This window comes from Anaeromyxobacter sp. PSR-1 (genome assembly GCF_000964525.1).
Classification (GTDB): domain Bacteria; phylum Myxococcota; class Myxococcia; order Myxococcales; family Anaeromyxobacteraceae; genus Anaeromyxobacter.
In genome coordinates, this window is the sequence record NZ_BAZG01000011.1 from 39,164 (window position 1) to 60,321 (window position 21,158).

At 75.5% G+C, this 21,158-nt stretch carries 20 protein-coding genes, 1 tRNA gene and 1 pseudogene; 6 read left to right on the forward strand and 16 right to left on the reverse strand.

What is annotated here, in order from left to right; genetic code table 11:
* Positions 1-24: 24 nt before the first annotated feature.
* From PSR1_RS03695 to PSR1_RS03705, 3 genes are all read right to left on the reverse strand, one after another.
* A complete protein-coding gene (locus tag PSR1_RS03695) occupies positions 25-252 on the reverse strand; it encodes an RNA polymerase sigma factor region1.1 domain-containing protein (RefSeq protein WP_059436290.1) in 228 nt (75 codons plus the stop codon).
* Positions 253-267: 15 nt separating this feature from the next.
* A complete protein-coding gene (gene ftsH, locus PSR1_RS03700; protein ID WP_059436291.1) occupies positions 268-2,385 on the reverse strand; it encodes an ATP-dependent zinc metalloprotease FtsH in 2,118 nt (705 codons plus the stop codon).
* Positions 2,386-2,565: 180 nt separating this feature from the next.
* Positions 2,566-2,955, reverse strand: coding sequence for a (deoxy)nucleoside triphosphate pyrophosphohydrolase (locus PSR1_RS03705; RefSeq protein ID WP_011420831.1), 390 nt, complete (start codon positions 2,953-2,955; stop codon positions 2,566-2,568).
* 91 nt (positions 2,956-3,046) lie between these two features.
* Here PSR1_RS03705 and PSR1_RS03710 point away from each other — a divergent pair, with 91 nt between their 5' ends.
* The 3 genes and pseudogenes from PSR1_RS03710 to PSR1_RS24955 form a co-directional block, all read left to right on the forward strand.
* Complete coding sequence (locus tag PSR1_RS03710; RefSeq protein WP_059436292.1) at positions 3,047-4,429, forward strand: MBL fold metallo-hydrolase RNA specificity domain-containing protein; 1,383 nt, start codon at positions 3,047-3,049, stop codon at positions 4,427-4,429.
* The gene (locus PSR1_RS03715) at positions 4,426-5,685 is read left to right on the forward strand and encodes a patatin-like phospholipase family protein (protein ID WP_059436293.1); all 1,260 of its coding nucleotides are present in this window, start codon (positions 4,426-4,428) and stop codon (positions 5,683-5,685) included. Before PSR1_RS03710 ends, PSR1_RS03715 begins: the two co-directional genes overlap by 4 nt.
* 50 nt (positions 5,686-5,735) lie before the next feature.
* Positions 5,736-5,915, forward strand: a pseudogene (locus tag PSR1_RS24955) (homocysteine S-methyltransferase family protein); the annotation flags it as partial.
* A gap of 75 nt (positions 5,916-5,990) precedes the next feature.
* Here the strand turns inward: PSR1_RS24955 and pheA are convergent.
* Complete coding sequence (pheA, locus tag PSR1_RS03720) at positions 5,991-6,824, reverse strand: prephenate dehydratase (RefSeq protein ID WP_059436294.1); 834 nt, start codon at positions 6,822-6,824, stop codon at positions 5,991-5,993.
* Between the two features lie 40 nt (positions 6,825-6,864).
* Positions 6,865-7,539 carry an HAD family hydrolase gene (locus tag PSR1_RS03725; protein WP_237757808.1) on the reverse strand — a complete coding sequence of 225 codons (675 nt, stop codon included), beginning with the start codon at positions 7,537-7,539 and terminating at the stop codon, positions 6,865-6,867.
* A gap of 66 nt (positions 7,540-7,605) precedes the next feature.
* Here PSR1_RS03725 and PSR1_RS03730 point away from each other — a divergent pair, with 66 nt between their 5' ends.
* Complete coding sequence (locus PSR1_RS03730) at positions 7,606-7,998, forward strand: hypothetical protein (protein ID WP_059436296.1); 393 nt, start codon at positions 7,606-7,608, stop codon at positions 7,996-7,998.
* Between the two features lie 49 nt (positions 7,999-8,047).
* Positions 8,048-9,904 (forward strand): ATP-binding protein, encoded by a 1,857-nt coding sequence (locus PSR1_RS03735; protein ID WP_059436297.1) that lies wholly within the window; start codon positions 8,048-8,050, stop codon positions 9,902-9,904.
* Between the two features lie 10 nt (positions 9,905-9,914).
* On the opposite strand, the gene PSR1_RS03740 is transcribed toward PSR1_RS03735, so the two are convergent.
* The 9 genes from PSR1_RS03740 to PSR1_RS03775 all read right to left on the reverse strand — a co-directional run bounded on the left by PSR1_RS03740 (position 9,915) and on the right by PSR1_RS03775 (position 17,295).
* On the reverse strand, positions 9,915-10,745 hold the full coding sequence (locus PSR1_RS03740; protein WP_059436298.1) for a hypothetical protein: 831 nt from the start codon (positions 10,743-10,745) through the stop codon (positions 9,915-9,917).
* Between the two features lie 323 nt (positions 10,746-11,068).
* A complete protein-coding gene (locus tag PSR1_RS03745) occupies positions 11,069-11,596 on the reverse strand; it encodes a hypothetical protein (protein ID WP_059436299.1) in 528 nt (175 codons plus the stop codon).
* 101 nt (positions 11,597-11,697) lie between these two features.
* The gene (locus tag PSR1_RS03750; RefSeq protein ID WP_059436300.1) at positions 11,698-12,087 is read right to left on the reverse strand and encodes a hypothetical protein; all 390 of its coding nucleotides are present in this window, start codon (positions 12,085-12,087) and stop codon (positions 11,698-11,700) included.
* A gap of 51 nt (positions 12,088-12,138) precedes the next feature.
* Entirely contained in the window at positions 12,139-12,261 is a 123-nt protein-coding gene (locus PSR1_RS24785) for a hypothetical protein (protein WP_272946322.1), read from the reverse strand.
* 285 nt (positions 12,262-12,546) lie between these two features.
* Positions 12,547-12,618 (reverse strand) — tRNA-Val (locus tag PSR1_RS03755).
* A gap of 53 nt (positions 12,619-12,671) precedes the next feature.
* On the reverse strand, positions 12,672-13,007 hold the full coding sequence (locus PSR1_RS03760; RefSeq protein ID WP_059436301.1) for a hypothetical protein: 336 nt from the start codon (positions 13,005-13,007) through the stop codon (positions 12,672-12,674).
* A gap of 10 nt (positions 13,008-13,017) precedes the next feature.
* Complete coding sequence (locus tag PSR1_RS03765) at positions 13,018-13,428, reverse strand: SCP2 sterol-binding domain-containing protein (RefSeq protein WP_059436302.1); 411 nt, start codon at positions 13,426-13,428, stop codon at positions 13,018-13,020.
* Positions 13,429-13,431: 3 nt separating this feature from the next.
* A complete protein-coding gene (locus PSR1_RS03770; protein WP_059436303.1) occupies positions 13,432-15,051 on the reverse strand; it encodes an Hsp70 family protein in 1,620 nt (539 codons plus the stop codon).
* A gap of 63 nt (positions 15,052-15,114) precedes the next feature.
* The gene (locus tag PSR1_RS03775) at positions 15,115-17,295 is read right to left on the reverse strand and encodes an ATP-dependent helicase (protein ID WP_059436304.1); all 2,181 of its coding nucleotides are present in this window, start codon (positions 17,293-17,295) and stop codon (positions 15,115-15,117) included.
* Between the two features lie 137 nt (positions 17,296-17,432).
* On the opposite strand from PSR1_RS03775, the gene PSR1_RS03780 reads away from it, so the two are divergent.
* Entirely contained in the window at positions 17,433-18,098 is a 666-nt protein-coding gene (locus PSR1_RS03780; protein WP_059436305.1) for a C40 family peptidase, read from the forward strand.
* Here the strand turns inward: PSR1_RS03780 and PSR1_RS03785 are convergent.
* Together PSR1_RS03785 and PSR1_RS03790 are read right to left on the reverse strand one after the other, a co-directional pair.
* Positions 18,080-19,681, reverse strand: coding sequence for an amidohydrolase (locus PSR1_RS03785; RefSeq protein ID WP_059436307.1), 1,602 nt, complete (start codon positions 19,679-19,681; stop codon positions 18,080-18,082). The genes PSR1_RS03780 and PSR1_RS03785 overlap by 19 nt on opposite strands.
* Positions 19,682-19,826: 145 nt before the next feature.
* Positions 19,827-20,972 carry a glycosyltransferase family 2 protein gene (locus PSR1_RS03790; protein ID WP_237757809.1) on the reverse strand — a complete coding sequence of 382 codons (1,146 nt, stop codon included), beginning with the start codon at positions 20,970-20,972 and terminating at the stop codon, positions 19,827-19,829.
* Positions 20,973-21,158 lie beyond the last annotated feature (186 nt).

Genomic DNA, 21,158 nt, shown 5'->3' on the forward strand with positions numbered 1-21,158 from the left:
GGTCGTGTCAAACGCCGATGGGGATCAGGGCGGCGGGGGCTCGCCGGGGAGCGCGTCCACCTGCTCGCCCTGCGCGTCGCGGATCTCCACCCCGGCCGCGCGCAGGCTGTAGAATAGCAGCCACCGCTCCGCCGGCGAGAGGCTCCCGGGCGGCAGCGCGCGGTCGATCTCGGCGACGGTCAGCGTGCCGCGCCGGATCCCGATCTGGAAGAGCGCCTTGCGCGCCTCGTGGCTCTCGCTGCCGTGCCTCACCGTCGCGCCGCCTCCTCACGGCTCGCGATCCCGGTCGCCGCCCGGGTGCCCGGCGACCGCCTGCGGCGCCTGCGGGGCGGACCGCCCGAAGCCCGCGCTCGCGTCCGCCGAGGCGGCCACGGGACGGTTCGGCGCCTCCGGCGGCGCCTCCTCGTGGCCGCGCCCCTCGATGGTCCCGGGCCGCACCACCTTCGGCCCCCACAGCCGCGTGATCTCGTCCTCCTCGACCACCTCGACGGTGAGCAGCCGCGCCGCGAGCGCGTCGAGCCGCTCCCGGTGCTCGCGCACCACCGTCCGCGCGCGCTCCTGCGCCTCCTCCACCAGCGCCTGCACCTCGCGGTCCACCGCCAGCGCGGTGTGGTCGGAGTACGACCGGGTCTCGAACCCCTTCACGCCGAGGAACGTCGGCCCGCCCTGGTCGCCGAGCGACACCGGCCCGAGCGCCCGGCTCATCCCGTAATCGCGCACCATCATCCGCGCCACGGCGGTGGCGTGCTGCAGGTCGTTGGAGGCGCCGGTGGACGGCTCGCCGAACACCTCCTCCTCGGCGACGCGCCCGCCCATCAGGCCGGCCATGCGGTCCCGCAGCTCGCTGCGGGTGAGCAGGTAGCGGTCCTCCAGCGGGAGCTGGAGCGTGTAGCCCAGCGCGCCCAGGCCGCGCGGGATGATCGAGACCTTCGAGACCCGATCGGCGAACGGCAGCATCCACGACACGAGCGCGTGCCCCGCCTCGTGGAAGGCGACGATCTCCTTCTCGCGCTCGTTGATGCGGCGGCTCTTCTTCTCGAGGCCGGCCACCACCCGCTCGATGGCCTCCTCGAACTCGGCGCGGGTCACGTGGTTCTTGTTGCGGCGGGCGGCCAGCAGCGCCGCCTCGTTCACCACGTTGGCGAGGTCGGCGCCGGCGAACCCGGGGGTGCGCGCGGCCACCGAGCGCAGGTCCACGTCCGGCCCGAGCTTCACGTTGCGCGCGTGGATCCGGAGGATCTGCTCGCGGCCCCGCTTGTCGGGCCGGTCCACCAGCACCTGGCGGTCGAAGCGGCCCGGCCGCAGCAGCGCCGGGTCCAGGATCTCGGGCCGGTTGGTGGCGCCCATGATGATCAGCCCGGCGCGGGCGTCGAAGCCGTCCATCTCGGCGAGGAGCTGGTTCAGCGTCTGCTCGCGCTCGTCGTGCCCGCCCACGATGCCGGCGTTGCGCGACTTGCCGAGCGCGTCCAGCTCGTCGATGAACACGATGCAGGGCGCCTTCTGCGTGGCCTGCGCGAACAGGTCGCGCACGCGGGCGGCGCCCACGCCCACGAACATCTCCACGAACTCCGAGCCGGAGAGCGAGAAGAACGGCACGCCCGCCTCGCCCGCGGTGGCGCGCGCCAGCAGCGTCTTGCCGGTGCCGGGCGGCCCGACCAGCAGCACGCCCTTCGGGATCCGGCCGCCCAGCCGCCGGTACTTCTCCGGCGTCTTCAGGAACTCGACGATCTCCTGCAGCTCCTCCACGGCCTCGTCGATGCCGGCCGCGTCCTGGAAGGTCACGCCGGTGTCCGGCTCCATGTGGATGCGGGCCCGCGACTTCCCGAACGCCATCACCCCCGGTGGGCCCTGCCCGAGCTGCCCGGACATGCGCCGCATCACCCAGGCCCAGAACAGCAGCCCGATCGCGATCGGCGCGATCCAGACCCAGAACAGGTCGCCCATGCCGCCTCCGGCCACCGCGTCGTAGGGCACGCCGGCCTTCTCCACGGCCTGCACCAGGTCGTCGCCGCCGCCCGGGATGCGCGTGGCGACGTACGGCAGCGCCTGCCCGTTGCGCTCGCCCTCGCCCTGCGCCGGCTGCGGCTGCGCGCCGCCGCCCTGGGCCGCGCCGGCCTCCACCGGCTTCGGCACCCCGCGGACCCAGTCCGGCCCGATCACGACGCGCTCGAACGCGCCCTGGCGGACCATCTCCTTGAACTGCGAGTACGGGATGCGCCGCACGCCCACGTCCTGGAACGCGCGGAACAGGAAGATGGCGAGCGCGATCAGGACCAGCCACGCCGCCGGCGACGCCAGCGGGATCCGGGACTGGGGGCCAGGCCCGCCGGGCCCGCGCCCCCGCTCGCTGCGCTGCCCGTGGCCCTTCTTCTCGTCTGCCGACACCGAGGCCTCCCGCCCCCTTCGCAGCCAATCTGCGCACGTCCGGGGATCGGGCAATCCGGGTAAGCGCGGAGGGCCCCGGCAGGCTGCTCGCCGTCGGGGGCCTGCGGACGGGTCACGCGTGGCGGGAGCCGGCGCCGGCCCATGCGGGCGGCGCGGCGCGGACGGCGGGGGCGAGCCGGGCTACAGGCCGAGCAGCTTCGCGATGCTCTTCTCGTCGGCCGGCGGGAACTCGTACTGATCGAGCTCGTCCGGCCGGACCCAGCGGTGGTCGTGCACGCGGATGTGCTGGATGGGCCCGCGGACCAGGCGGCAGCGGTACACGCAGAAGTCGATGTCGTAGGCCTCGTACGCGTGCTCGACGTGGATCACGCGACCGCCGACCTCGACGCCGATGCCCATCTCCTCGGCGAGCTCGCGCGCCAGCGCGGCCGGGTCGGTCTCGCCCGCCTCGACGCGCCCGCCGGGGAACTCCCAGAGCAGCGGCAGCGAGGCGGTGGGCGGGCGCTGGGTGATGAGGTAGCGCCCGTCCTGCTCGATCATCGCTCCCACCACGCGGATCTTCCGGCGCATGTCGTGAACGCTCCGTCTGCGGTCCCGTGGTGCCCACCGCGCGCAGGAGGGCCGCGCCGCGCGCGTAAAGGGATTGTAGAATTCGCCCACGATGACGTCCATCCGCTTCCTCGGCGCGGCCGGCACGGTGACGGGCTCACGGTTCCTGGTCGAGACCGGCTCGGTCCGGGTGCTGGTGGATGCGGGGCTGTTCCAGGGCCACAAGGAGCTGCGCCTCCGGAACCGCGCCCCCTTGCCGGTCTCCCCCCGGTCCCTGACGGCGGTGGTCCTGACGCACGCGCACGTGGACCACAGCGGGGCGCTGCCGCTGCTGGGGCGCCAGGGCTTCAGCGGGCCGGTCCACTGCACCCCGGCCACCCGCGACCTGGCGGGCCTGCTCCTCCCGGACTCCGGGAGGCTCCAGGAAGAGGAGGCGCGCTACGCGAACCGGAAGGGCTACTCGAAGCACGCGCCCGCCCTCCCCCTCTACACCGAGCAGGACGCGCTCGAGGTGCTGCCCCGGCTCGCGCCGCTGCAGTACGCCGAGCCCCGCCGGATCGCGCCCGGCGTGACCCTCCGCTTCCACCGCGCCGGCCACATCCTGGGGAGCGCGCTGGTGGAGCTGAGCGTGGGGGGCGCCCGCGGGACGCGGCTCCTGTTCAGCGGCGACCTGGGCCGCTACGGCGCCCCCATCCTCCCCGACCCCGAGCCCGGGCCCGCCGCCGACGCCCTGGTGCTCGAGAGCACCTACGCCGGCCGGCGCCACGAGGCCGGCTCGCCCGCCAGCGCGCTCGCCGCCGAGGTCCACGCCGTCGTCCGCTCCGGCGGCGCGCTGGTCGTGCCGGCGTTCGCGGTGGGGCGCACGCAGGAGGTCCTGTTCACGCTCCGTGAGCTGGAGGACCGGGGCGAGATCCCGTCCATCCCGGTGTTCGTGGACTCGCCCATGGCCGTGGACGCGACCCCGATCTACCTGGCGCACCGCGAGGACCACGACGACGAGACCATCCGGCGCATCGCCGCCGGCGAGGAGCCGCTCCGGCCCGCCAAGCTGACGTTCTGCCGCAGCCCGGACCAGTCGAAGGCCATCAACGACGTGCGCGGCCCCTGCGTCATCCTGTCGGCCTCGGGCATGGCCACCGGCGGCCGGGTGCTCCACCACCTGGCGCGCCGCCTCCCCGACGCGCGCAACACCGTCCTGCTGGTGGGCTTCCAGGCCGGCGGCACCCGCGGCTGGCGCCTGCAGAACGGCGCCGCGACGCTGCGCATCCACGGCGAGGACGTGCCGGTGAAGGCGCGGGTGGCGACGCTCGGCGGGTTCTCGGCCCACGCCGACGAGGCGGAGATCCGGCGCTGGCTGGCGACGCTCCCGGCGCAGCCGCGCCGCACGTTCCTGGTGCACGGCGAGCCCACCGCGCTGGCGGCGGCGAAGGCGCGCATGGACGAGCTGGGCTGGGCCGCGCTCGTGCCCTCGCACCTCGAGGAGGTCCGGCTGTGACCGGCGCGGACCGCGGGCGCACCGCGCTGGTCCTGTCCGGCGGCGGGGCGCGGGGCGCGTACGAGGCCGGCGTCGTCCGCTACCTGCGCGAGGAGCTCGCGCCCGAGCTCGGGCACCAGCCGCGCTTCGACGTCCTGTCCGGCACCAGCATCGGCGCGGTGAACGCCTGCGTGATGGCCTCGACCGCGGACGTTCCCGAGAAGCAGGGCGTCGCGCTCGCCGCCGCCTGGCGCAGCCTGCGGCTGGAGAAGGTCTTCCACTGGAGCGCGCTCAACCTGGCCGCGCTGCCCGGCTACGTGGTCCGCCAGCTCCGCGCCACGCGGATGCGCCACCTGAGCTGGCGCCTCTCCGACTTCGTGTTCCCGGAGGCGCTGGCCAAGCTCGTCCACGAGCGGATCGACTGGCCGCGCCTGCACCGCAACGTGCGCGACGGCCACGTGGGCGCGCTCACGGTCAGCGCCACCGACCTCGGCACCGGCCGCGCGGTGGTCTTCGTGGAGAGCCTGCGCGAGCTGCCCGCGTGGAGCCGCGACCCGCTCGTCGAGGCCCGCGCCTGCGCCATCGGGCCCGCCCACGCGCTCGCCTCGGGCGCGATCCCGCTGCTCTTCCGCCCGGTCCGCATCGAGGACTCCTGGTTCGTGGACGGCAGCGTCCGCCAGAACACGCCGCTCGCGCCCGCGCTCCGCCTCGGCGCCGACCGGGTGCTGGTGATCGCGCTCCGCGCGGAGGGACGCAAGGAGGAGCGGGCGCCCCGCCTCCACCCGGAGGAGGTCCCCACCACCGCCGCGCAGCTCGGCCGGCTGCTGAACGCCCTGCTGCTCGACCACGCCGACTACGACATCGACCGCCTCCGGCACGTGAACGCGATGATGGATCGCGCCGAGCAGGTGTTCGGCCCGGCGTTCGCCGAGCAGCTCGCCGCGCTCTCCGCCCGCGAGCTGGGCGCGCCGTTCCGCCGGGTGCGCGAGCTCGTGATCCGGCCGTCCCGCGACATCGGCGTCCTCGCGCACGAGCACGCCGCCCGCCGGGTCCGCCACCTCCGCCCCGGCACGCTGGCGGCGCGCCTGCTGCGCCGGGCCGCCGCCGACGTGGAGGCCGCGGCCGACGGCGCCGCCGACCTGGCCAGCTTCCTCCTGTTCGACGGCGAGTTCGCCGACGAGCTCATGGCGCTCGGCCACGCCGACGCGCGCCGGAGCCGCGAGGCCCTGCTCGCCTTCTTCGCCGAGCCCGCCGCCGCCGGGGCGCGCACCGCATGACCCCCACGGCCCCGCGCCCGCTCGAGCGCCCCACCCTGCTCGACGGGGCCATGGGCACGGCGCTCCTCGCCGCCGGCCTCCCCGCCGGCGCGCTGCCCGAGGCCTGGGTGCTGGAGCGGCCCGAGGCGATCGCGGCCGTCCACGCCGCCCACGCCGCGGCGGGCGCCGAGGTGGTGCTCACCTGCACGTTCAACGCGGCCGGCCCGCGCCTCGACGCGCTCGTCCCGCCGGAGCGGGTCGGCGCGCTCTGCGCGGCCGCGGTGCGCCTCGCGCGCCGGGCCGCCCCCGGCGCGCGCCCGGGCCGGCTAGACCGGCGCGCCGGTCCGCGGATACGAGCCCAGGAGGTGCAGCTCGTGCACCTGCGCGCGCACGCCCTCGAGCGCGCTCGCGCCGGCGGGGTCGGCGCGGTGCCCCTCGAAGTCCAGGTAGAACACGTAGTGGCCCATGGCCTGCTTGGTGGGCCGGCTCTCGATCTTGGAGAGGTTGATGCCGCGGCGGGCGAACTCGCCCATCACCTCGTACAGGCCGCCCGGCCGGTCGCGGTCGAGCGTGAAGGCGATGCTGGTCCGGTCGGCGCCAGTGGGCGGGGCGTCCTCGCGCGCCAGCAGCACGAACCGGGTCACGTTCTCGTCGGAGTCCTGGACGTTCTCCGCCAGCACCTCGAGGCCGTAGCGCTCGGCGGCGCGCCGCGGGCCGAGCGCCGCCGCGTCCGGCTCGCCGGCGGCCACCTTGCGCGCGGCCTCCGCGGTCGAGAGCGCGGGCTCGAGCGACGCCGCGGGCAGCCGCGTGCGCAGGAACCGGGCGCACTGCCCGAGCGGCTGCGGGTGCGAGAGCACGCGCCGCACCTGCTCCAGCCGCGTGCCGGGCCGGGCCAGCAGGTGCTGGCGGACCTGCAGGAGCAGCTCGGCCCGGATGCGCGCGCCGGGCCGGTGCACGAGCAGGTCGAGCACCGCGCTCACCGCGCCCTCGATGGAGTTCTCGATGGGCAGCAGGGCCGCGTCGAGCTCGCCGCGCAGCAGCGCCTCGTGGGCGTCGGCGAAGGTGGGGAACGGCACCGCCTCCGCGCCGCGGACCGCCTCGCAGCGCGCGACGGCCTCCTCGCTGAAGGTGCCCGGGGGACCGAGGTATCCGACGCGCATGCTCGCGACTCCTATCACGGGACGGCGCGGGCGCGCCGCGTCATGAACCCTGGGTGATGGCCTCGAGCAGCGCCGGGAGGGCCGCGATGTCCTCGAGGAGGTGATCCGGGGAGGCGGCGCGGAGCACCTCGGGGGTGCAGGCGCCCCACAGCGCGGCGACCGTCCGCACCCCCGCCGCGCGGCCGGCCGCGAGGTCGTGCGGCGAGTCGCCCACCATCACGGCGGCGTCCGCTTCCGCCCCGAGCCGCGACAGCGCCAGCCGCACCGGCTCCGGATCGGGCTTCGAGCGGGCGCAGCTGTCGGCCCCGATCACCGCCCCCATCCGCTCGAGCAGCCCCACGTGGCGGAGCGTGCGGTAGGCGCCCTCCTCGGTCTTCGCCGTCACCACGCCGAGGGGATGGCCGCGCGCGGCGAGCGTCAGCACCGTCTCGCGCGCCGAGGGGAAGCAACGGGTCCAGCGATCGTGCTCCGCGATCCAGAACGTCCGGTAGCGCGCGAGCAAGGGCTCGACGTCGGCGGGGCTGCGGGCGAACGAGGCGAGCTGGGCGCGGAGCGGCGTCCCGATCCCGGCGATCCACTCGGCGTCGGTCGGGCAGCACCCGTACCCGTCGAAGGCATGGCGCACGGAGGCGAGGATGAACGGAACGGTGTCGACCAGCGTCCCGTCCAGATCGAACAGGATCGCCATCCGGCGGTGTTGTGGCACGTCCGCCATCATAATGAAAAATCCCGCCCCTTCGCGACGATCGTGCCTAGCTTCGTGCGAGATGACGGGTGCGCGATGACGGGAGCGGCGATCGTACGGCGATCGGACGGGGCGGCGGAGGTGCTCACGGTGTACGGCGCGTTCGACGGCGCCTCCGCGTGGGCGCTCCGGGTCCAGATGGACGAGTCCGCCGCGGACGCGTTCGTGATCGACCTCGCCCACGCCGAGGAGGCGTGCGAGTTCGCGGCCTGCGTCCTCGCGGGCTGGGTGCGCGAGCACCGGCGCGAGAAGCAGGTGCGCTTCCGGGCGGCCACGCGCGAGCAGGCGCGGCTGCTCGCGGCGTTCGGCCTGGACCTCGACGCGGGCGAGCACGCGGCCGTGGAGCCGGTCGGCGACGGCGCGACCGGCGAGCTCGACGGCTTCCCGCTCGGGCTGCGCTCTCCGGAGGGGGCCGGGGTGCCCGCCTGAGGCGACGCTGCTGCCGCGCGTCCCCGGCTGCCGCATCCTCCAGCGGACCGTGCCGCCCACACCCTCGACGCTGGCCGACCTGATCGAAGCGCGCCGCGAGGAGCTCGCGCGCCGGTTCGTGGAGCGCGCGCGCAGGGAGCTGCGCGAGTCGCGCATGCCCGACCCGCAGCTGCTCGACTCCTTCCCCGCGCTGCTGGACGCCCTGGTGGACGCGCTGCGCAACGGACCGGCGCCGCGTGCGCCGGCCGAGCCGCCGCGGGTGGCGGCGGTGGCGACGGTGCACGGCGAGCAGCGCGCGGGCATGCCGGTGGACGTCGTCCAGCTCGTCTGGGAGTACGGCATCCTCGGCGATCTGATCCTGGAGCTGGCCGAGGAGCAGCGTCTCAGGCCGTCGACTCCCGACCTGCGCGTGCTCGAGACCGCGATCAACGCGGCCATCGCCGAGGGGGTGCGCCGGTTCGTCCAGGCGCGCGAGGTCGCCTCCCGGCGCGCCGACGCCCGGCTGCGGGCGGTCGCCGACCACGCGCCCGCCGCGCTGGTGCTCCGCGGCCGGGACGGCCGCTTCCTGTTCGTGAACCGCTTCGCGGCCGAGGTGCTCGGGGTGCCCCAGGGCGAGCTGCTGGGCCGGCGGTTCGAGGACGTCCTCCCGCCGGCCGTGGCCCGCCGCCTGACGGGCGCCGACGCGCGCGCGGAGCGCGGCACGACCGTCGAGCTGCGCGAGACGCTCGACACCCCGCGCGGCCTGCGGACGTTCCACACCGTGACGTTCGCGCTCGCCGGCGCGCTCGCGCCCGAGGACCCCGCCATCGTCTCCATCGGCCTCGACGTCACCGACGCGCAGAGCGCGCTGGAGCGCCTGCGCCACGCCGACGAGCTGCTCGAGCTGGGCGACGCCTTCCTGGAGCTGGACCGCGCCTGGCGGATCGTCCGGGTGAACCGGAACCAGGAGCGGCTCTCGCGGCGGAGCCGCGAGACCACGCTGGGACGGGTGCTCTGGGAGGTCTGGCCGGAGCTGGCGCGGCCCGACTCGCCCTACTGGATCGAGTACCACCGGGTCATGAACGAGCGCGAGCCGCGCGAGTTCGAGGCGTACTTCGAGCCGCTCGACATGTGGAACGCGGTCGCGGCCTACCCGGTGACCGACGGCGGCGTGGCCGTGTTCTTCCGCGACGCCACCCGCCGCATGCGCGACGAGCAGCGGCTCCGCCAGGCCCGGGACTTCGAGCAGCAGCTCATCGGGATCGTCTCGCACGACCTGCGCAACCCGCTGAACGCGATCCTGCTGGGCACGTCCTCCCTGCTCGCGCGCGAGGACCTCTCCGACCGGAACGTCGCCTCCATCGCGCGCATCCGCTCCGCGGCGGAGCGCGCCGCCCGGCTCATCCGCGACCTGCTCGACCTGACCCGCGCGCGGCTCGGCGCCGGGATCCCGATCCAGCCCCGCCCGACGCAGCTCCGCCAGGTCGCGCAGCAGGTGGTGGACGAGCTCGAGCCGTCGTACCCCGATCGCCCGATCTCGGTGGAGGCCTCGGGCGACACGCACGGTCACTGGGATCCCGACCGCATCGCGCAGGTGATCGGGAACCTGGTGACGAACGCGCTCAAGTACGGCGCGCGCGGCACGCCGGTCACGGTCCGCGTCGCGGCCGAGGACGGCGAGGTGTGGCTGTCGGTGCACAACCTCGGCGTCCCCATCCCCGCCGAGATCATCCCGACGCTCTTCGAGCCGGGCGGGCGGGCGGCGCCGGATCCGACCGGTCGGAGCGTCGGCCTCGGGCTGTTCATCGTGGACCGCATCGCCGACGCGCACGGCGGTCGCGTGGAGGTGCGCTCCGACGAGGAGGACGGCACCACGTTCACGGTGCGGCTGCCCCGGAGGCCGCCGGACGGCGGCACCCCGGCCTGAGGGACCTCCCTCAGGCGGCGAGGGAGGAGGCGCGCTCCGCGGCCCGGCGGGACACGTCGCGCAGCGCGACCCGCTGCGCGAAGCCGGCCGAGCCGACCACCACGCAGGCGACGCACAGCACCGCCTCCGCCACGAGCGTCCCGCCGTCCACGTGGCCGGTGACGCGCGCGCTGGTGGTGGTGAGGTCGTAGAAGAGCCACCCGAGGTTGTAGACCGCGAGCAGCGTCCAGGTGCGCTGCAGCGCCCCGCCGACGAGGCCGCGCGCCACCAGCGCCAGCGGCCCCACCGCGGAGAAGCAGATCATGTCGCCGGTCACCGACACCGCGGCCGCCAGGGCGTCCGAGGAGAGGCCGCCGCCCAGCGCGTCGCGCAGGTCGAGCGCGAGCACCGGGACCCCGATCACCAGGGCGCCGATCACCGTCGCGGCGGTGGTGCGGACGCTGCGGCGGTCGGTCAGGCCGAGCCCCGTCGCGGTTCGCCGGAAGGCGGCCAGGAACAGGATCGCGCCGGTCACCGAGAACGCGTTGATGGCGACCAGGGTTCCGAGGCGGACCCACGGATCCGACAGCGCCGGCAGGAGATCCCAGCTCCGCGCCGGGCCGTTCAGCAGCCGCACCAGCGTGGGGAGCGCCAGCGACCCGCCGGTGCACGCCCAGGCTTTCCAGAGCAGGTCGCCGGGGCGGAACGCGCGGGCCGCCGCCAGGCAACCCGCGGCGCCGAGCACCTGCCACGCCACCTGCAGGGACCACCAGACCTCGTCCGTCGGCCCGAGCGCCGCGACCACGGCCACGTGGACCGCGAGCGCCAGGAGCGGGAGCGCGCCGAGCCACCCCAGCTTCACCGGAGCGCCTCCTGCTGGCGCGCCGGGGCCGGTGTCGCCGGTGGAACGGTCGCGGGTGATCCGGTCATGAGGCGGCATCTTCGCACGAGTCCGGGGAGGCGCGCGAGAAGCCGTCGCGGGATGGGGCGGCCTGCCCCGCGCGAGACTCGGTCGCTGCGCTCAGAGCGCGTGAATCAATCCCCGGACCGAGCCAGGCGGTCGAGACGCGAGCAGCGCGAGGCGCGACGACCGAGCATGCCCCGAGGCATGTGAGGGAGGAGCAACGACGCGATGCGACGCGGATCGGCCGCCGCGGCGACGGGAGGGGATTGGTTCACGTGCTCTCAGTTCAGGAGCCCGCTCACGTTGACGTCCACCCGGATGGTCGCCGTGACCTTCACCGTGGTGTTCACGTCCGGCGCGCTGCCGGTCGCCTCGACCGTGACCGGCGAGGACGCCGCGGTCAGGTACGGCTTCAGGTCCACGCCCGCGTTCACGTCGAGGTCCACGTGGGTGGTGCCCGCGGGCAGCGCCGAGATCCCGGACTTCGAGGCGAGCAGGATCCGCGGCTGGCCGGCCGTCTCGACGTAGAGGGAGACCGAGTCCACCCAGGTCTCCAGGCTGTCGCCGGCCGTCACCTCGAGGCTGAGCCGGCGGAGCTTGGCCGAGTCCACGTCGCCCGGGTCGATGCCCTCGGCGCGGAGCTGATCGCCGCCGCCGATGTCGAGCGCCTGGATCGACGGGATCGAGCCGGCGGGCGCGCCGGGGACCCCCGGCACGTTCACCGACGCGGAGCGGGTGATGTCCACCTGGTCGAGACGACCGCAGGCAGCGAGGGCGAGCACGGCGGCGGCGGCGAGGGTCCGGTTCATCCCGACAGTGTAGCGTGCTTCCCCGCGGGGCCGAGCCCGCGCGCGGGGCGGCGCCGAGGTCGGCGAAGCTACGCCGGTGTGCGCCAACGTTCCCCTGGCCGTCACCGGCAGTCGCAGGGGACGGTCTCGCCGTCCATCCCGCTGGTGGGCAGGAAGCAGCCGGAGCCCACGACGCGCGCCTCGCGGTTGTCCGGGGTGCAGGTCAGCCACGCCCCGGTGCCGTGGTCCACCGTGCACTCGCCGGCACAGGCTCCGGCGGCGCACCCCCAGGCCGCGGCGACCTCGCACTGGCGCACGCAGTGGTCGAGGCTACGCCACGAGTAGCCGACGCCCCAGCCGCCGCAGACGTAGGTGGAGAAGTAGAGGTGATCGACGAAGCCGCAGGTGCCGCCGCGGCAGCCGCCGCCCACCGCCTCGTCGTCGTCGCACGCGGGCAGGAGCAGCGCGAGCAGCGCCGCCGCCCCGGCCGCACGCGCCCCGGAGCGCGTCATGGCCCACCCCCGGGGCGAAGCGTAGCGCGAACCGGGCGGCGCCGGGAAAGGCTAGCGCGCGGCGGGCGCCGTGGGCGTGCCCGACGGCCTCGAGTCGCAGCGCGTGGCCTGCATGGTCAGGTACCCGAGGGCGAAGAGCATGGCGGCGAGCAGGATCTTCCGGGCGGAGGGCACGCGGGGAGGTTAGCACGGCCGGGGTCCGCGGCCGGCGCCGCGGCCCGCGCGCGCCGGGGACGTGAGCGGGCGGCGCCGGACGGCTACAGCTTGATGCCCTCGCGCTGGAGCCGCTGCACGACGCGCTCGCCGACCTTCGGGGCGACGACGACCGGCCCGGCGCGCGGGCTTTCGCTCACAGTGATGCACAACACGCTCGGGAGGAACGGGAGACGCCGCGGCGCACCAAAGGGAAACGGGCCGGACCTCGGGGGATTTCTCCCGGAGTTCCGGCCCGTTTCGGAGTGGGCGCTGCAGGGTTCGAACCTGCGACCCCTGCCGTGTGAAGGCAGTGCTCTACCGCTGAGCCAAGCGCCCTGGTGCAACGAGGCGGCGAAGTATGCCGTCGGTCCCCGGGTGTGTCAACGGGTTCAGCGCGAGCCGCCGCCGGGGGGATCGGGGGGCTCGCCGCCGCCGCCGCGGCCGGTCTCCTGGAGCTTCTCGGAGAGCTCGCGGGCCTTGCGCTTGATGCGGGCGAGCTGCTTCGCCAGGTCCTGGTAGTCCTGGCGGCCGGGGATCCCCGCGGCGGCCATGACGCGCTCCTGGAGCGCCTCGACCTGCTTGCGGCCGCGCTGGGCGAGGCCCACCGCGCGCGCCACCGCCTCCTGGCCGCGCGGGTCCTTGATGACCGTCTCCGCCGCCCGCGCCACCAGCTTCGTCCCGGCGTCGAGGAGCGAGCCGGCGATGCCCTTCCCTTCGCGTCCCATGCGCCCTCCCCTACGGTAGCTCGGTCTCCACCGCCGCCAGCGCCGCGTCCACCACGCCGCGGTGCTGCGCGCGGCGGATGAGCGCCTCGAGGTCCCCCTCGACCTTCACCCGGCCGGACAGCGCCGCCTGCACCGCGTCCGCGCCGCGCAGGATCGCCTTCACGGTCCCGTACGTCGCCCGGATCACGTAATCCGGCTCGAGCTCGAGGATCTCGTCCTCGTCGGCGAGCAGCCGCCAGCGCGCGATGCGCCCGCCGCGCTGCTCGGCCCAGGCGGCCACCGTCCGCGGCCAGGCGGGCGGGTCGGCCTCCACCACCAGCGCGGCGGTCTCGCCCAGGCCGCGCAGGGCCGGGGCGAGCCCGGGCTGCGCGTTGAGCGCCGCCACCAGCGCGTCGATCCAGTCGCGCGAGCCGAACCGCATCCCCTAGCCTCGCTTGAGCCAGCCGAACAGCCCGCCGCGCCGCTCCTCGCCCGCCGCCGCCGCGGCCTGCTCGCCGGCCGCCTGGCGCCGCCGCGCCTCCTCGGCCAGCGCGCGCTTCATGGCCTCGGGGGTGTCGCGCGTCGCGAGGCCGATCTCGGTCATGCCCTTCACCGGATCGTCGAAGCTCACCTTGAGCAGGCACTCCTCGTCGAGCTTGAAGTCGATGCGCCGGCCGGTGGCCGCGGCCGGGAGGCGGATGGAGCCCAGGAACTCCTGGTCCACCAGGAAGTCGGAGTCGCCCTGGTAGATGTCGATCTCGATGGGCTGCCCGGGCTCGCGCGGCGGCGGGAGGCGGAAGCTCTTGCTCGCCGGGATGGGCGTGTTCTTCTCCAGCACCTTGCGGAAGTGGCCGGTGGGGGTGGCGATGCCGATCGGCATCGAGAGCACGTCCACCAGCGTCACCGAGTCGATCTGGTCGATCGAGTCGCCGAGCAGCGCCGCGCCGAGCGCCACGCACTCGTCGGGGTGGACGCCCTTGCGCGGCGGCTTGCCGAAGTGCTCCTGGATCTTCTGCTGCACGAGCGGCATGCGGCTCTGGCCGCCCACCAGGATGATCTCGTCGATGTCCTGCGGGCGCAGGCCCTTCTCCTCCATCACCTGGTCGCAGATCTCGAAGGTGCGCTCGACCAGGTCGAGCGTCAGCTCGTTGAGCTGCTGGCGCGAGAGCGGCATGCGCACGTCGAGCGGCCGCCCCTTGCGCTCCTCGATGAACGGCAGGTCGATGACGACGTTGGGGATGAGGGACAGGTCGATCTTGGCGGACTCCGCGCCCTTCTTCACCCGCTGCATGGCGATGGGCGACTGCGCCAGGTCGATCTTGTGCTGGCGCCAGAAGTCCTCGAGCACGTAGTCGATGATCCGGTTGTCGAAGTCCACGCCGCCCAGGAACGTGTCGCCGCCGGTGGCCAGCACCTCGAACACGTTGCCGGAGAGCTGGAGCACCGAGACGTCGAACGTGCCGCCGCCCAGGTCGTAGACCAGCACCTTCTGGTCGAGCCCGCGCGAGAAGCCGTACGCGAGCGCGGCCGCGGTGGGCTCGTTGACGATGCGCTTCACCTCGAACCCGGCGATGCGCCCCGCCTCGCGCACCGCCTGGCGCTGCGCGTCGGAGTAGTAGGCCGGCACCGAGATGATGGCCCCGGCCAGCTCCTTCTGCAGGAACGCCTCCGCGATGGTGCGGATGTGGGCGAGCACGAGCGCGCTGATCTGCGGGAGCGTGTGGACCTGCCCGCCGAGCAGCACCGCCGCCTCGCCGCTCGGCCCCTCCACGATGTCGTACGAGTAGTAGTTGCGCAGCTCCTGCACGACCTTGGAGTTCCACTTGCGGCCGATGAGCCGCTTCGCGCCGTAGATGGTGTTCTTGGGGTTGGTGACGAGCTGGTCCTTCGCCACCCCGCCCACCAGCACGTCGCCCTTGTCGCTCAGCGCCACCACCGTCGGCAGGATCAGGTTGCCGCGGTCGGTCGGGACGACCTTGGGGATGCGGTTCCGCACGTACGCGACGCACGCGTTGGTCGTGCCGAGGTCGATGCCGATGATGGGCTTTTCCCGCGCGCCTGCCATGGCCCCGAAACCTAGCACAGGAACCGGCGGCACCCGAACCCGGGGCGCGGGGCGCCGCCGCGGCTAGAACGGAACGTCGTCGCCGCCGTCCGGGTCCCCGCCGCCCGGCTCCACCGCCGCGTCGGCCGGGACGGGCCCGCGCCGCGGCGCCGGCTCGCCGAACAGCGCCGGGACGACGCTCGGATCGCGCGGCGGGAGCCCGGTCGCGGGCGGGGGCGCCGCGCCCAGGGCCGCCGGGAGGCCGGGATCGTCGAGCTGCCACCGCTCGAACAGCTCCGGCTCGGCGGGCAGCTCCTCGAGGAAGCGCGACGCCTTCATCACCACGCGCTCGCGGTCCCGCGGCGCGGCGACCACCGGGTAGGTCAGGTACAGCTCGTCCTTGGCGCGGGTGCTCGCGACGTAGAACAGCCGCCGCTCCTCCTCCTCGCCGTCGAGGTCCTTCAGCGCCTGCGCCGAGGGGAAGCGGCCGTCGGCGAGCCACACCACGAACACCGCCCGCCACTCGAGGCCCTTCGCCTGGTGCACCGACGAGAGGATCATCTTCTCGTCCGGCTCGCCGCCCTCCGAGACGGTCTCGGCCGAGATCTCCGTGAGCAGCGCGATCTCGGAGAGGAACGCCTCGGTGTCCTCGTAGCCGCGCGCGTACTGCGCGAGCTGCTGCACGTCCTCGACGCGCTGGTCGGCGTTCAGGAACTCGGCCCGCAGGTACTCCTCGTAGCCGCCGTCCAGCACCTTCTCGATGGCCTCGCCGGGCAGGTCGGAGGTGGGCGGCCGCGCCAGCGCGCGCAGGAGCTGGGCGAGCCGGGTGTAGCCGGCGCGCCCCTTGGCCGGCACGTGCGAGGCGACGTCCGGCGCGAGCAGCTCGTCCACGGTGCCGCGCCCGCGGCTGCGCCGCAGCGCGAACGCGCTCCACACCGCGTCGGCGGTGGCGGTGCCGACGCCGGGGGTGATCTTGAGGCAGCGCTTCAGCGCCAGCTCGTCGCCCGGGTTGCGCGCGAAGCGCAGGTGCGCGAGCACGTCCTTCACGTGCGCGGCCTCGAAGAAGCGGACGCCGCTGCGGACGACGAACGGGATCCCGCGCCGCGCCAGCTCGAACTGGATCTCCATCGAGTGGTGGTGCGCGCGGTACAGCACCGCGATCTCCGGGAGCGGGATGCCCTCGTCGCGCAGCTCGAGCACCCGCTGCGCCACGAACGCCGCCTGCTGCTGCACGTCGCGGCAGGGCACCACCGCCGGCAGGGTCCCGTCGCGCCGGACGCTCGACAGCTCCTTCTCGAACTGCCGGACGTTCGCGGCGATCGACGCGTTCGCGAGCGAGAGGATCTGCGGGGTGGAGCGGTAGTTGACCGTCAGGTCGAAGCGCCGCGCGTCCGGGTAGCGCTTCTCGAACTCGAGGATGTTCGCGAAGTGGGCCCCGCGGAACGAGTAGATACTCTGCGCGTCGTCGCCCACCACGCACAGGTTCCGGTGCTCGGCGGCGATGAGGTCCACCACGTCGCCCTGCAGGCGGTTGGTGTCCTGGTACTCGTCCACCAGCACGTGCCGGTAGCGCGCGGCCAGCGCGCGGCGGACGTGCTCGCGCTCGGCGAGCAGGATCTTCCAGTTGAGCAGCAGGTCGTCGAAGTCCATCGCGTTGAGCGCGTGCTTGCGCTCCGCGTAGCGGCGGGCCACCCGCAGCACGTCGTCGGTGAGCGGGACGAACTGCGGGCGGCGGTCGGCGAGCACGTCGGCGAGCGGGGTCTGCGTGTTCACCGCCATCGAGACGAGGTCGATGAGGACGTCGGCCTTCGGGAAGCGGCGCGCGCCCACCGCCAGCCCGCACTCGGCGATGGCCGCGGTCATCACGTCGCGCGAGTCCTCGCGGTCGAGGATGGAGTAGCCGCGCTGGTAGCCCAGCTCCGCGGCGTGCTCGCGCAGCACCTCGTGCGCGACGTGGTGGAACGTGCCGCCGGCGATGCGGCGCGTGTCCACCCGGCAGACCTCCTCCACGCGGCGGAGCATCTCGCGGGCCGCCTTGTTGGTGAAGGTGAGGAGGAGGATGCCCTCCGGCGCGACGCCGTCCGCGACCAGCCGCGCCACGCGCCAGGTGAGCGTGCGCGTCTTGCCCGAGCCCGCGCCGGCGATCACCAGGATCGGCCCGTCGCCCGCCTCGACGACGGCGATCTGCTGGTCGTTCAGGAGCCCCTGGTAGTTGAGCGCGCGGGCGGGCGGGGAGGCCGCCTTGAGCTGGTAATGCCGGGACATGCGTTCAGGGCAGCCAAGCTAGCAGGCGATATCGGCCGGGTCAAACCAGCGGCCCCGGCGGCGGCGGTGCTTCACGATACGTGAATTATGGCCGAAAAGTTGGAGGGGCCCACCTCGCCGCTTAGCATCCCACCCCGATGTCGCCGCTGCGCACGCTGCCCGTCGCGCTGGCCGGCCTGCTGGCCGCCTGCGCGGGCCCGATGCGCGCCGCCCGCGACAACCCCCTGCCCCCGCCCGCCCAGGGCCGGGCCGGCATCCGCGAACCGGATGCCGGCCCGGCTCGAGGTGTCGCCCCCGTCCGCGCGCGCGCCGTGCCCCGCCCGCTGCCGCGCGCGCTCGCGGTGGAGCGCGCGGTCGCGACCGCGGCGCGGCTGGTGGGCGCCCGCGAGATCGTCGTCGACGGGGCCCGGTTCGGCGACGGCTGCGCCGCGCTGGTCCGCGCCGCCTACGACCGGGCCGGCGCCCCGCTCCCGCCGGACGCCGACCCGCGGGCCCTCCACGCGCTGGCCCGCGACCGCGGCGTCGCGAGGCGCTGGGCCCCCGCCGCCGGCGACCTGGCGTTCCTGGCCGATCGGCCCGGCGGGCCGGTCGAGCACGTGGGCCTGGTCGAGTCGGCGGGCAAGGACGGCACCGCCGTGGTGCTCCACCTCACCGAGCACGGCGTGGCCCGGATCCGCGTGAACCTCGGCAAGGCCTGGAAGCTCAAGGGCGACGACGGCCGCACCGTGAACGACCTGCTGGTGGTCGGCGGCGGCCGCCTCCCCGCCGGACGGCTGCTGGTGGGCTACGCCAGGCTGCTCTGACCGGCGACCACCCGACCGCCGACGACCGTGGCCAGGAGACCGATCGCCGGCAGCGCCTCCGGCGGGACCGCGAGCACGTCGTCCTCGAAGGCGGTGAGGTCGGCGTCCATCCCCTCGCGGATCATCCCGCGGCGCCCCTCGGCGAATGCGGCCCAGGCCGCTCCCCCGGTGAACGCCCGGAGCGCCGCCTCCCGCGAGACCGCCTCCTGCGGCTGGAACGGCGCGCCGTCCGGCCCCCGTCGCGCCTCCGCCGCGCACAGCCCGGCGCGCGGGTCGGGCGACTCGATGGGGAAGTCCGAGCCGAACGCCAGCACCGCCCCGGCCGCGGCGGCGCTGCGCCAGGCGTAGGCACCGCGCAGCCGCTCGGTCCCCTCCCCCAGCCGCGCGGGCACCCAGGCGGCGTCGCTCGTGGCGTGGACCGGCTGCATCGAGGCGACCGCGCCGGTCTCGGCGAGGAGCGGCAGGTCCGCGGGCTGGAGGATCTGGAGGTGCTCGACGCGCGGGCGGAGCGGGCGCAGCGCGGGGCCGGCGTCCCGGAACGCCCGGAGCACCTCGCGCACGGCCCGGTCGCCGATGGCGTGGACGGCCGGCTGCATCCCGGCCCGGACCACCGCCTCGAGCCGCGCCCGGAGCTCGTCCGGCGCGGTGAGCAGGAGCCCGCGGTTCCCCGGGTCGTCGGCGTAGTCCTCGAGCAGCGCCGCGCCGCGGCTGCCCAGGGCGCCGTCGGCGAACAGCTTCACCGCCCGCACCTCGAGCCGGCCGCCCAGCTCCGGCGTCCCCCGCCAGCGCTCCAGCTCGGCCTCGAGCACCGGGCGCGGCGCCAGGCCGTCGATCATGGCGTACACGCGCAGCGGCAGCCGGCCCGCCCCGGCGAGGCGGCGGTACGCGTCGAGGACGTCCGGCTCGACGCCGGCGTCGTGCACGCCGGTGAGCCCGAGGCCGGCCAGCTCGTCGAGCCCGGCGAGCAGCAGCTCCTCCAGCTCCTCCGGGCCGGGCCGCGGCAGGCGCGCGGTGACGAGGTCCATCGCCGCGTCCACCAGCACGCCGGTGGGCAGGCCGGCCGCGTCGCGGAGGATCCGTCCCCCCGGCGGATCCGCGGTGCCCGGGCCGATGCCCGCCGCGGCGAGCGCCGCGCCGTTCACCCAGCAGGCGTGCCCGTCCACGCGGAACAGCACCACCGGGTGATCGGGCGCCGCGCGGGAGAGCGGGCCGGCCTCCGGGAACGCGCCCCCGGGCCAGCGGTTCTGGTCCCAGCCGCGGCCGCGGATCCAGCGCCCCGGCGGCGTGGCGCGGGCGCGCTCGGCCACGCGCGCCGCGCAGGCCTCGGCGCTCTCGGCCCCCTCGCAGCGGACCTCGCGGCGCGCGCGGGCGAGGCCGAGCACGTGCCCGTGCGCGTCCACCAGGCCGGGCACGGCGCTCCCGCGGCCCAGGTCGAGCCGGCGCGCCCCCGGGGCCGCGCGGGCGGCGCACTCCGCCGGCTCGCCCACGCACAGGAAGCGGCCGTCGCGGATCAGCGCGGCCCCGGCGCGCGGGCGCGCCGGGTCGAGCGTGTGCAGCGTGCCGACCACCAGCAGATCGTCCATGGAGCCCCCGGCGGCCGCCGCGCGGCGGCGCAGGGCGGTGTGTAGCGCCGCCTGCACCGCCTGTCACCCCCGCCCGCGCGCCGATGCGCGGGACGAGCTCGCGGCGAGCGGGGTCCCGGAGGTCAGGCGCGAGCGGGCACGCGCATCACGCGGCCGGCACGCTCGGGCCGGCGCGCTCGGTGCGCTGCCAGGCGGCGCGCTGGCTGCGGCGCAGGAACCGCCACAGCCCCACCGCCAGCGCGGCGTTCATGGCCACGAAGTAGTGCGCCAGCGAGGCGAGCCGGCGCACCGGGCCCCGCAGCCCGGCCGCGCCGTGCCGGCCCGCCAGCGCCAGGCCGTAGAACGCGGCCTGCGCGAGCAGCAGCGCCCGGTAGCCCCACGCGCCGGGCGCGGCGGCGAGCAGCCCGTTCGCGACCGCCGCGGCGGCGAGCAGGAACGGCGCCGACCACCGCAGCAGCTTGTGCGAGACGAACGCGAAGCACAGGAACCCGGTGCGCGGGTCGAGCAGCTCCGGCACCCGCGCCAGCGCCTGCCAGTTGCCCGCGCCGATGCGCGCGCGCCGCCCGAACTCGTGCCCGGCGTCCTCGGTGGTCTCCTCGAACGCGACCGCGTCCGGCTCGAACGGCACCTCCCACCCCCGGGCCGCGATCCGCACCGGGATGACGAAGTCGTCCACGATGGTGTCGGGCGGGAGCGGCGAGAACAGGATGCGGCGGATGGCGTAGAGGCCGCCGTTCGCGCCCAGCACGCAGCCGTGCTTGCCCTCGTAGTACTTGATGGCGGTCTCGTACTTCCAGTACAGGCTCTCCTCGAACTCGCGGCGGGTCGGGTTGAACAGCCGCAGCCGCCCCACCACCGCCCCCACGCCAGGCTCGCGGAAGCGCCGCGCCAGCGCGCGGAGCGCGCCCCGCTCCAGCATCACGTTCGCGTCGGTGAGCACCACCAGGTCTCCGCGGGCCTGCGGCACCAGCCGCGAGAGGACGCTCGCCTTGCCGCCGCGCGGCGCGAGCGCGTGCACCTTCACCCGCGCGCCGCCCACCTCGCGGGCGATCTGGGCGGTGCGGTCGGTGCACCCGTCGCAGCCCACCACGATCTCGAGCCGGTCCGGCGGGTAGTCGAGGGCGAGGCAGTTCTCGATCTTGCGGCGGATCCAGGCCTCCTCGTCGAAGGCCGAGAACAGCAGCGTCACCGTGGGCCACGCCTCCGCGGCCCGGCCGCGGCGGTCGTCGCCGCCGGACACGAACCGGACGGCGGCGAGGGCCTCGCGCACCCCGTCCCAGACGGCGAGCACGAGCGGGTACCCGGCGTAGGTGAACGCGACGAGGGCGAGCGCGAGCCAGAAGCATCGCTTCCATGGCGGCAGCGGGCGAGCAACCCGCGCGCCAGCGCTCCGATGCCGCTCGGGGCTAGTGCCCCCCGCCGAACTCCACCGGCTCGGGCGCCGGCGCCGGCCGGGGCGCGGGCGGGGCGGAGCACC

Bases quoted from the DNA above. Each gene is read 5' to 3' on its own strand.
- PSR1_RS03705 (WP_011420831.1), bottom strand. From the start codon at position 2,955: ATGCGCCGGAAGATCCGCGTGGTGGGAGCGATGATCGAGCAGGACGGG.
- pheA (WP_059436294.1), bottom strand. From the start codon at position 6,824: ATGCGCGTCGGATACCTCGGTCCCCCGGGCACCTTCAGCGAGGAGGCC.
- PSR1_RS03730 (WP_059436296.1), top strand. From the start codon at position 7,606: ATGACGGGAGCGGCGATCGTACGGCGATCGGACGGGGCGGCGGAGGTG.
- PSR1_RS03775 (WP_059436304.1), bottom strand. From the start codon at position 17,295: ATGTCCCGGCATTACCAGCTCAAGGCGGCCTCCCCGCCCGCCCGCGCG.
- PSR1_RS03760 (WP_059436301.1), bottom strand. From the start codon at position 13,007: ATGGGACGCGAAGGGAAGGGCATCGCCGGCTCGCTCCTCGACGCCGGG.
- PSR1_RS03770 (WP_059436303.1), bottom strand. From the start codon at position 15,051: ATGGCAGGCGCGCGGGAAAAGCCCATCATCGGCATCGACCTCGGCACG.
- PSR1_RS03780 (WP_059436305.1), top strand. From the start codon at position 17,433: ATGTCGCCGCTGCGCACGCTGCCCGTCGCGCTGGCCGGCCTGCTGGCC.
- PSR1_RS03765 (WP_059436302.1), bottom strand. From the start codon at position 13,428: ATGCGGTTCGGCTCGCGCGACTGGATCGACGCGCTGGTGGCGGCGCTC.
- PSR1_RS03710 (WP_059436292.1), top strand. From the start codon at position 3,047: ATGACGTCCATCCGCTTCCTCGGCGCGGCCGGCACGGTGACGGGCTCA.
- PSR1_RS03785 (WP_059436307.1), bottom strand. From the start codon at position 19,681: ATGGACGATCTGCTGGTGGTCGGCACGCTGCACACGCTCGACCCGGCG.
- PSR1_RS03745 (WP_059436299.1), bottom strand. From the start codon at position 11,596: ATGAACCGGACCCTCGCCGCCGCCGCCGTGCTCGCCCTCGCTGCCTGC.
- PSR1_RS03750 (WP_059436300.1), bottom strand. From the start codon at position 12,087: ATGACGCGCTCCGGGGCGCGTGCGGCCGGGGCGGCGGCGCTGCTCGCG.
- PSR1_RS03725 (WP_237757808.1), bottom strand. From the start codon at position 7,539: ATGGCGGACGTGCCACAACACCGCCGGATGGCGATCCTGTTCGATCTG.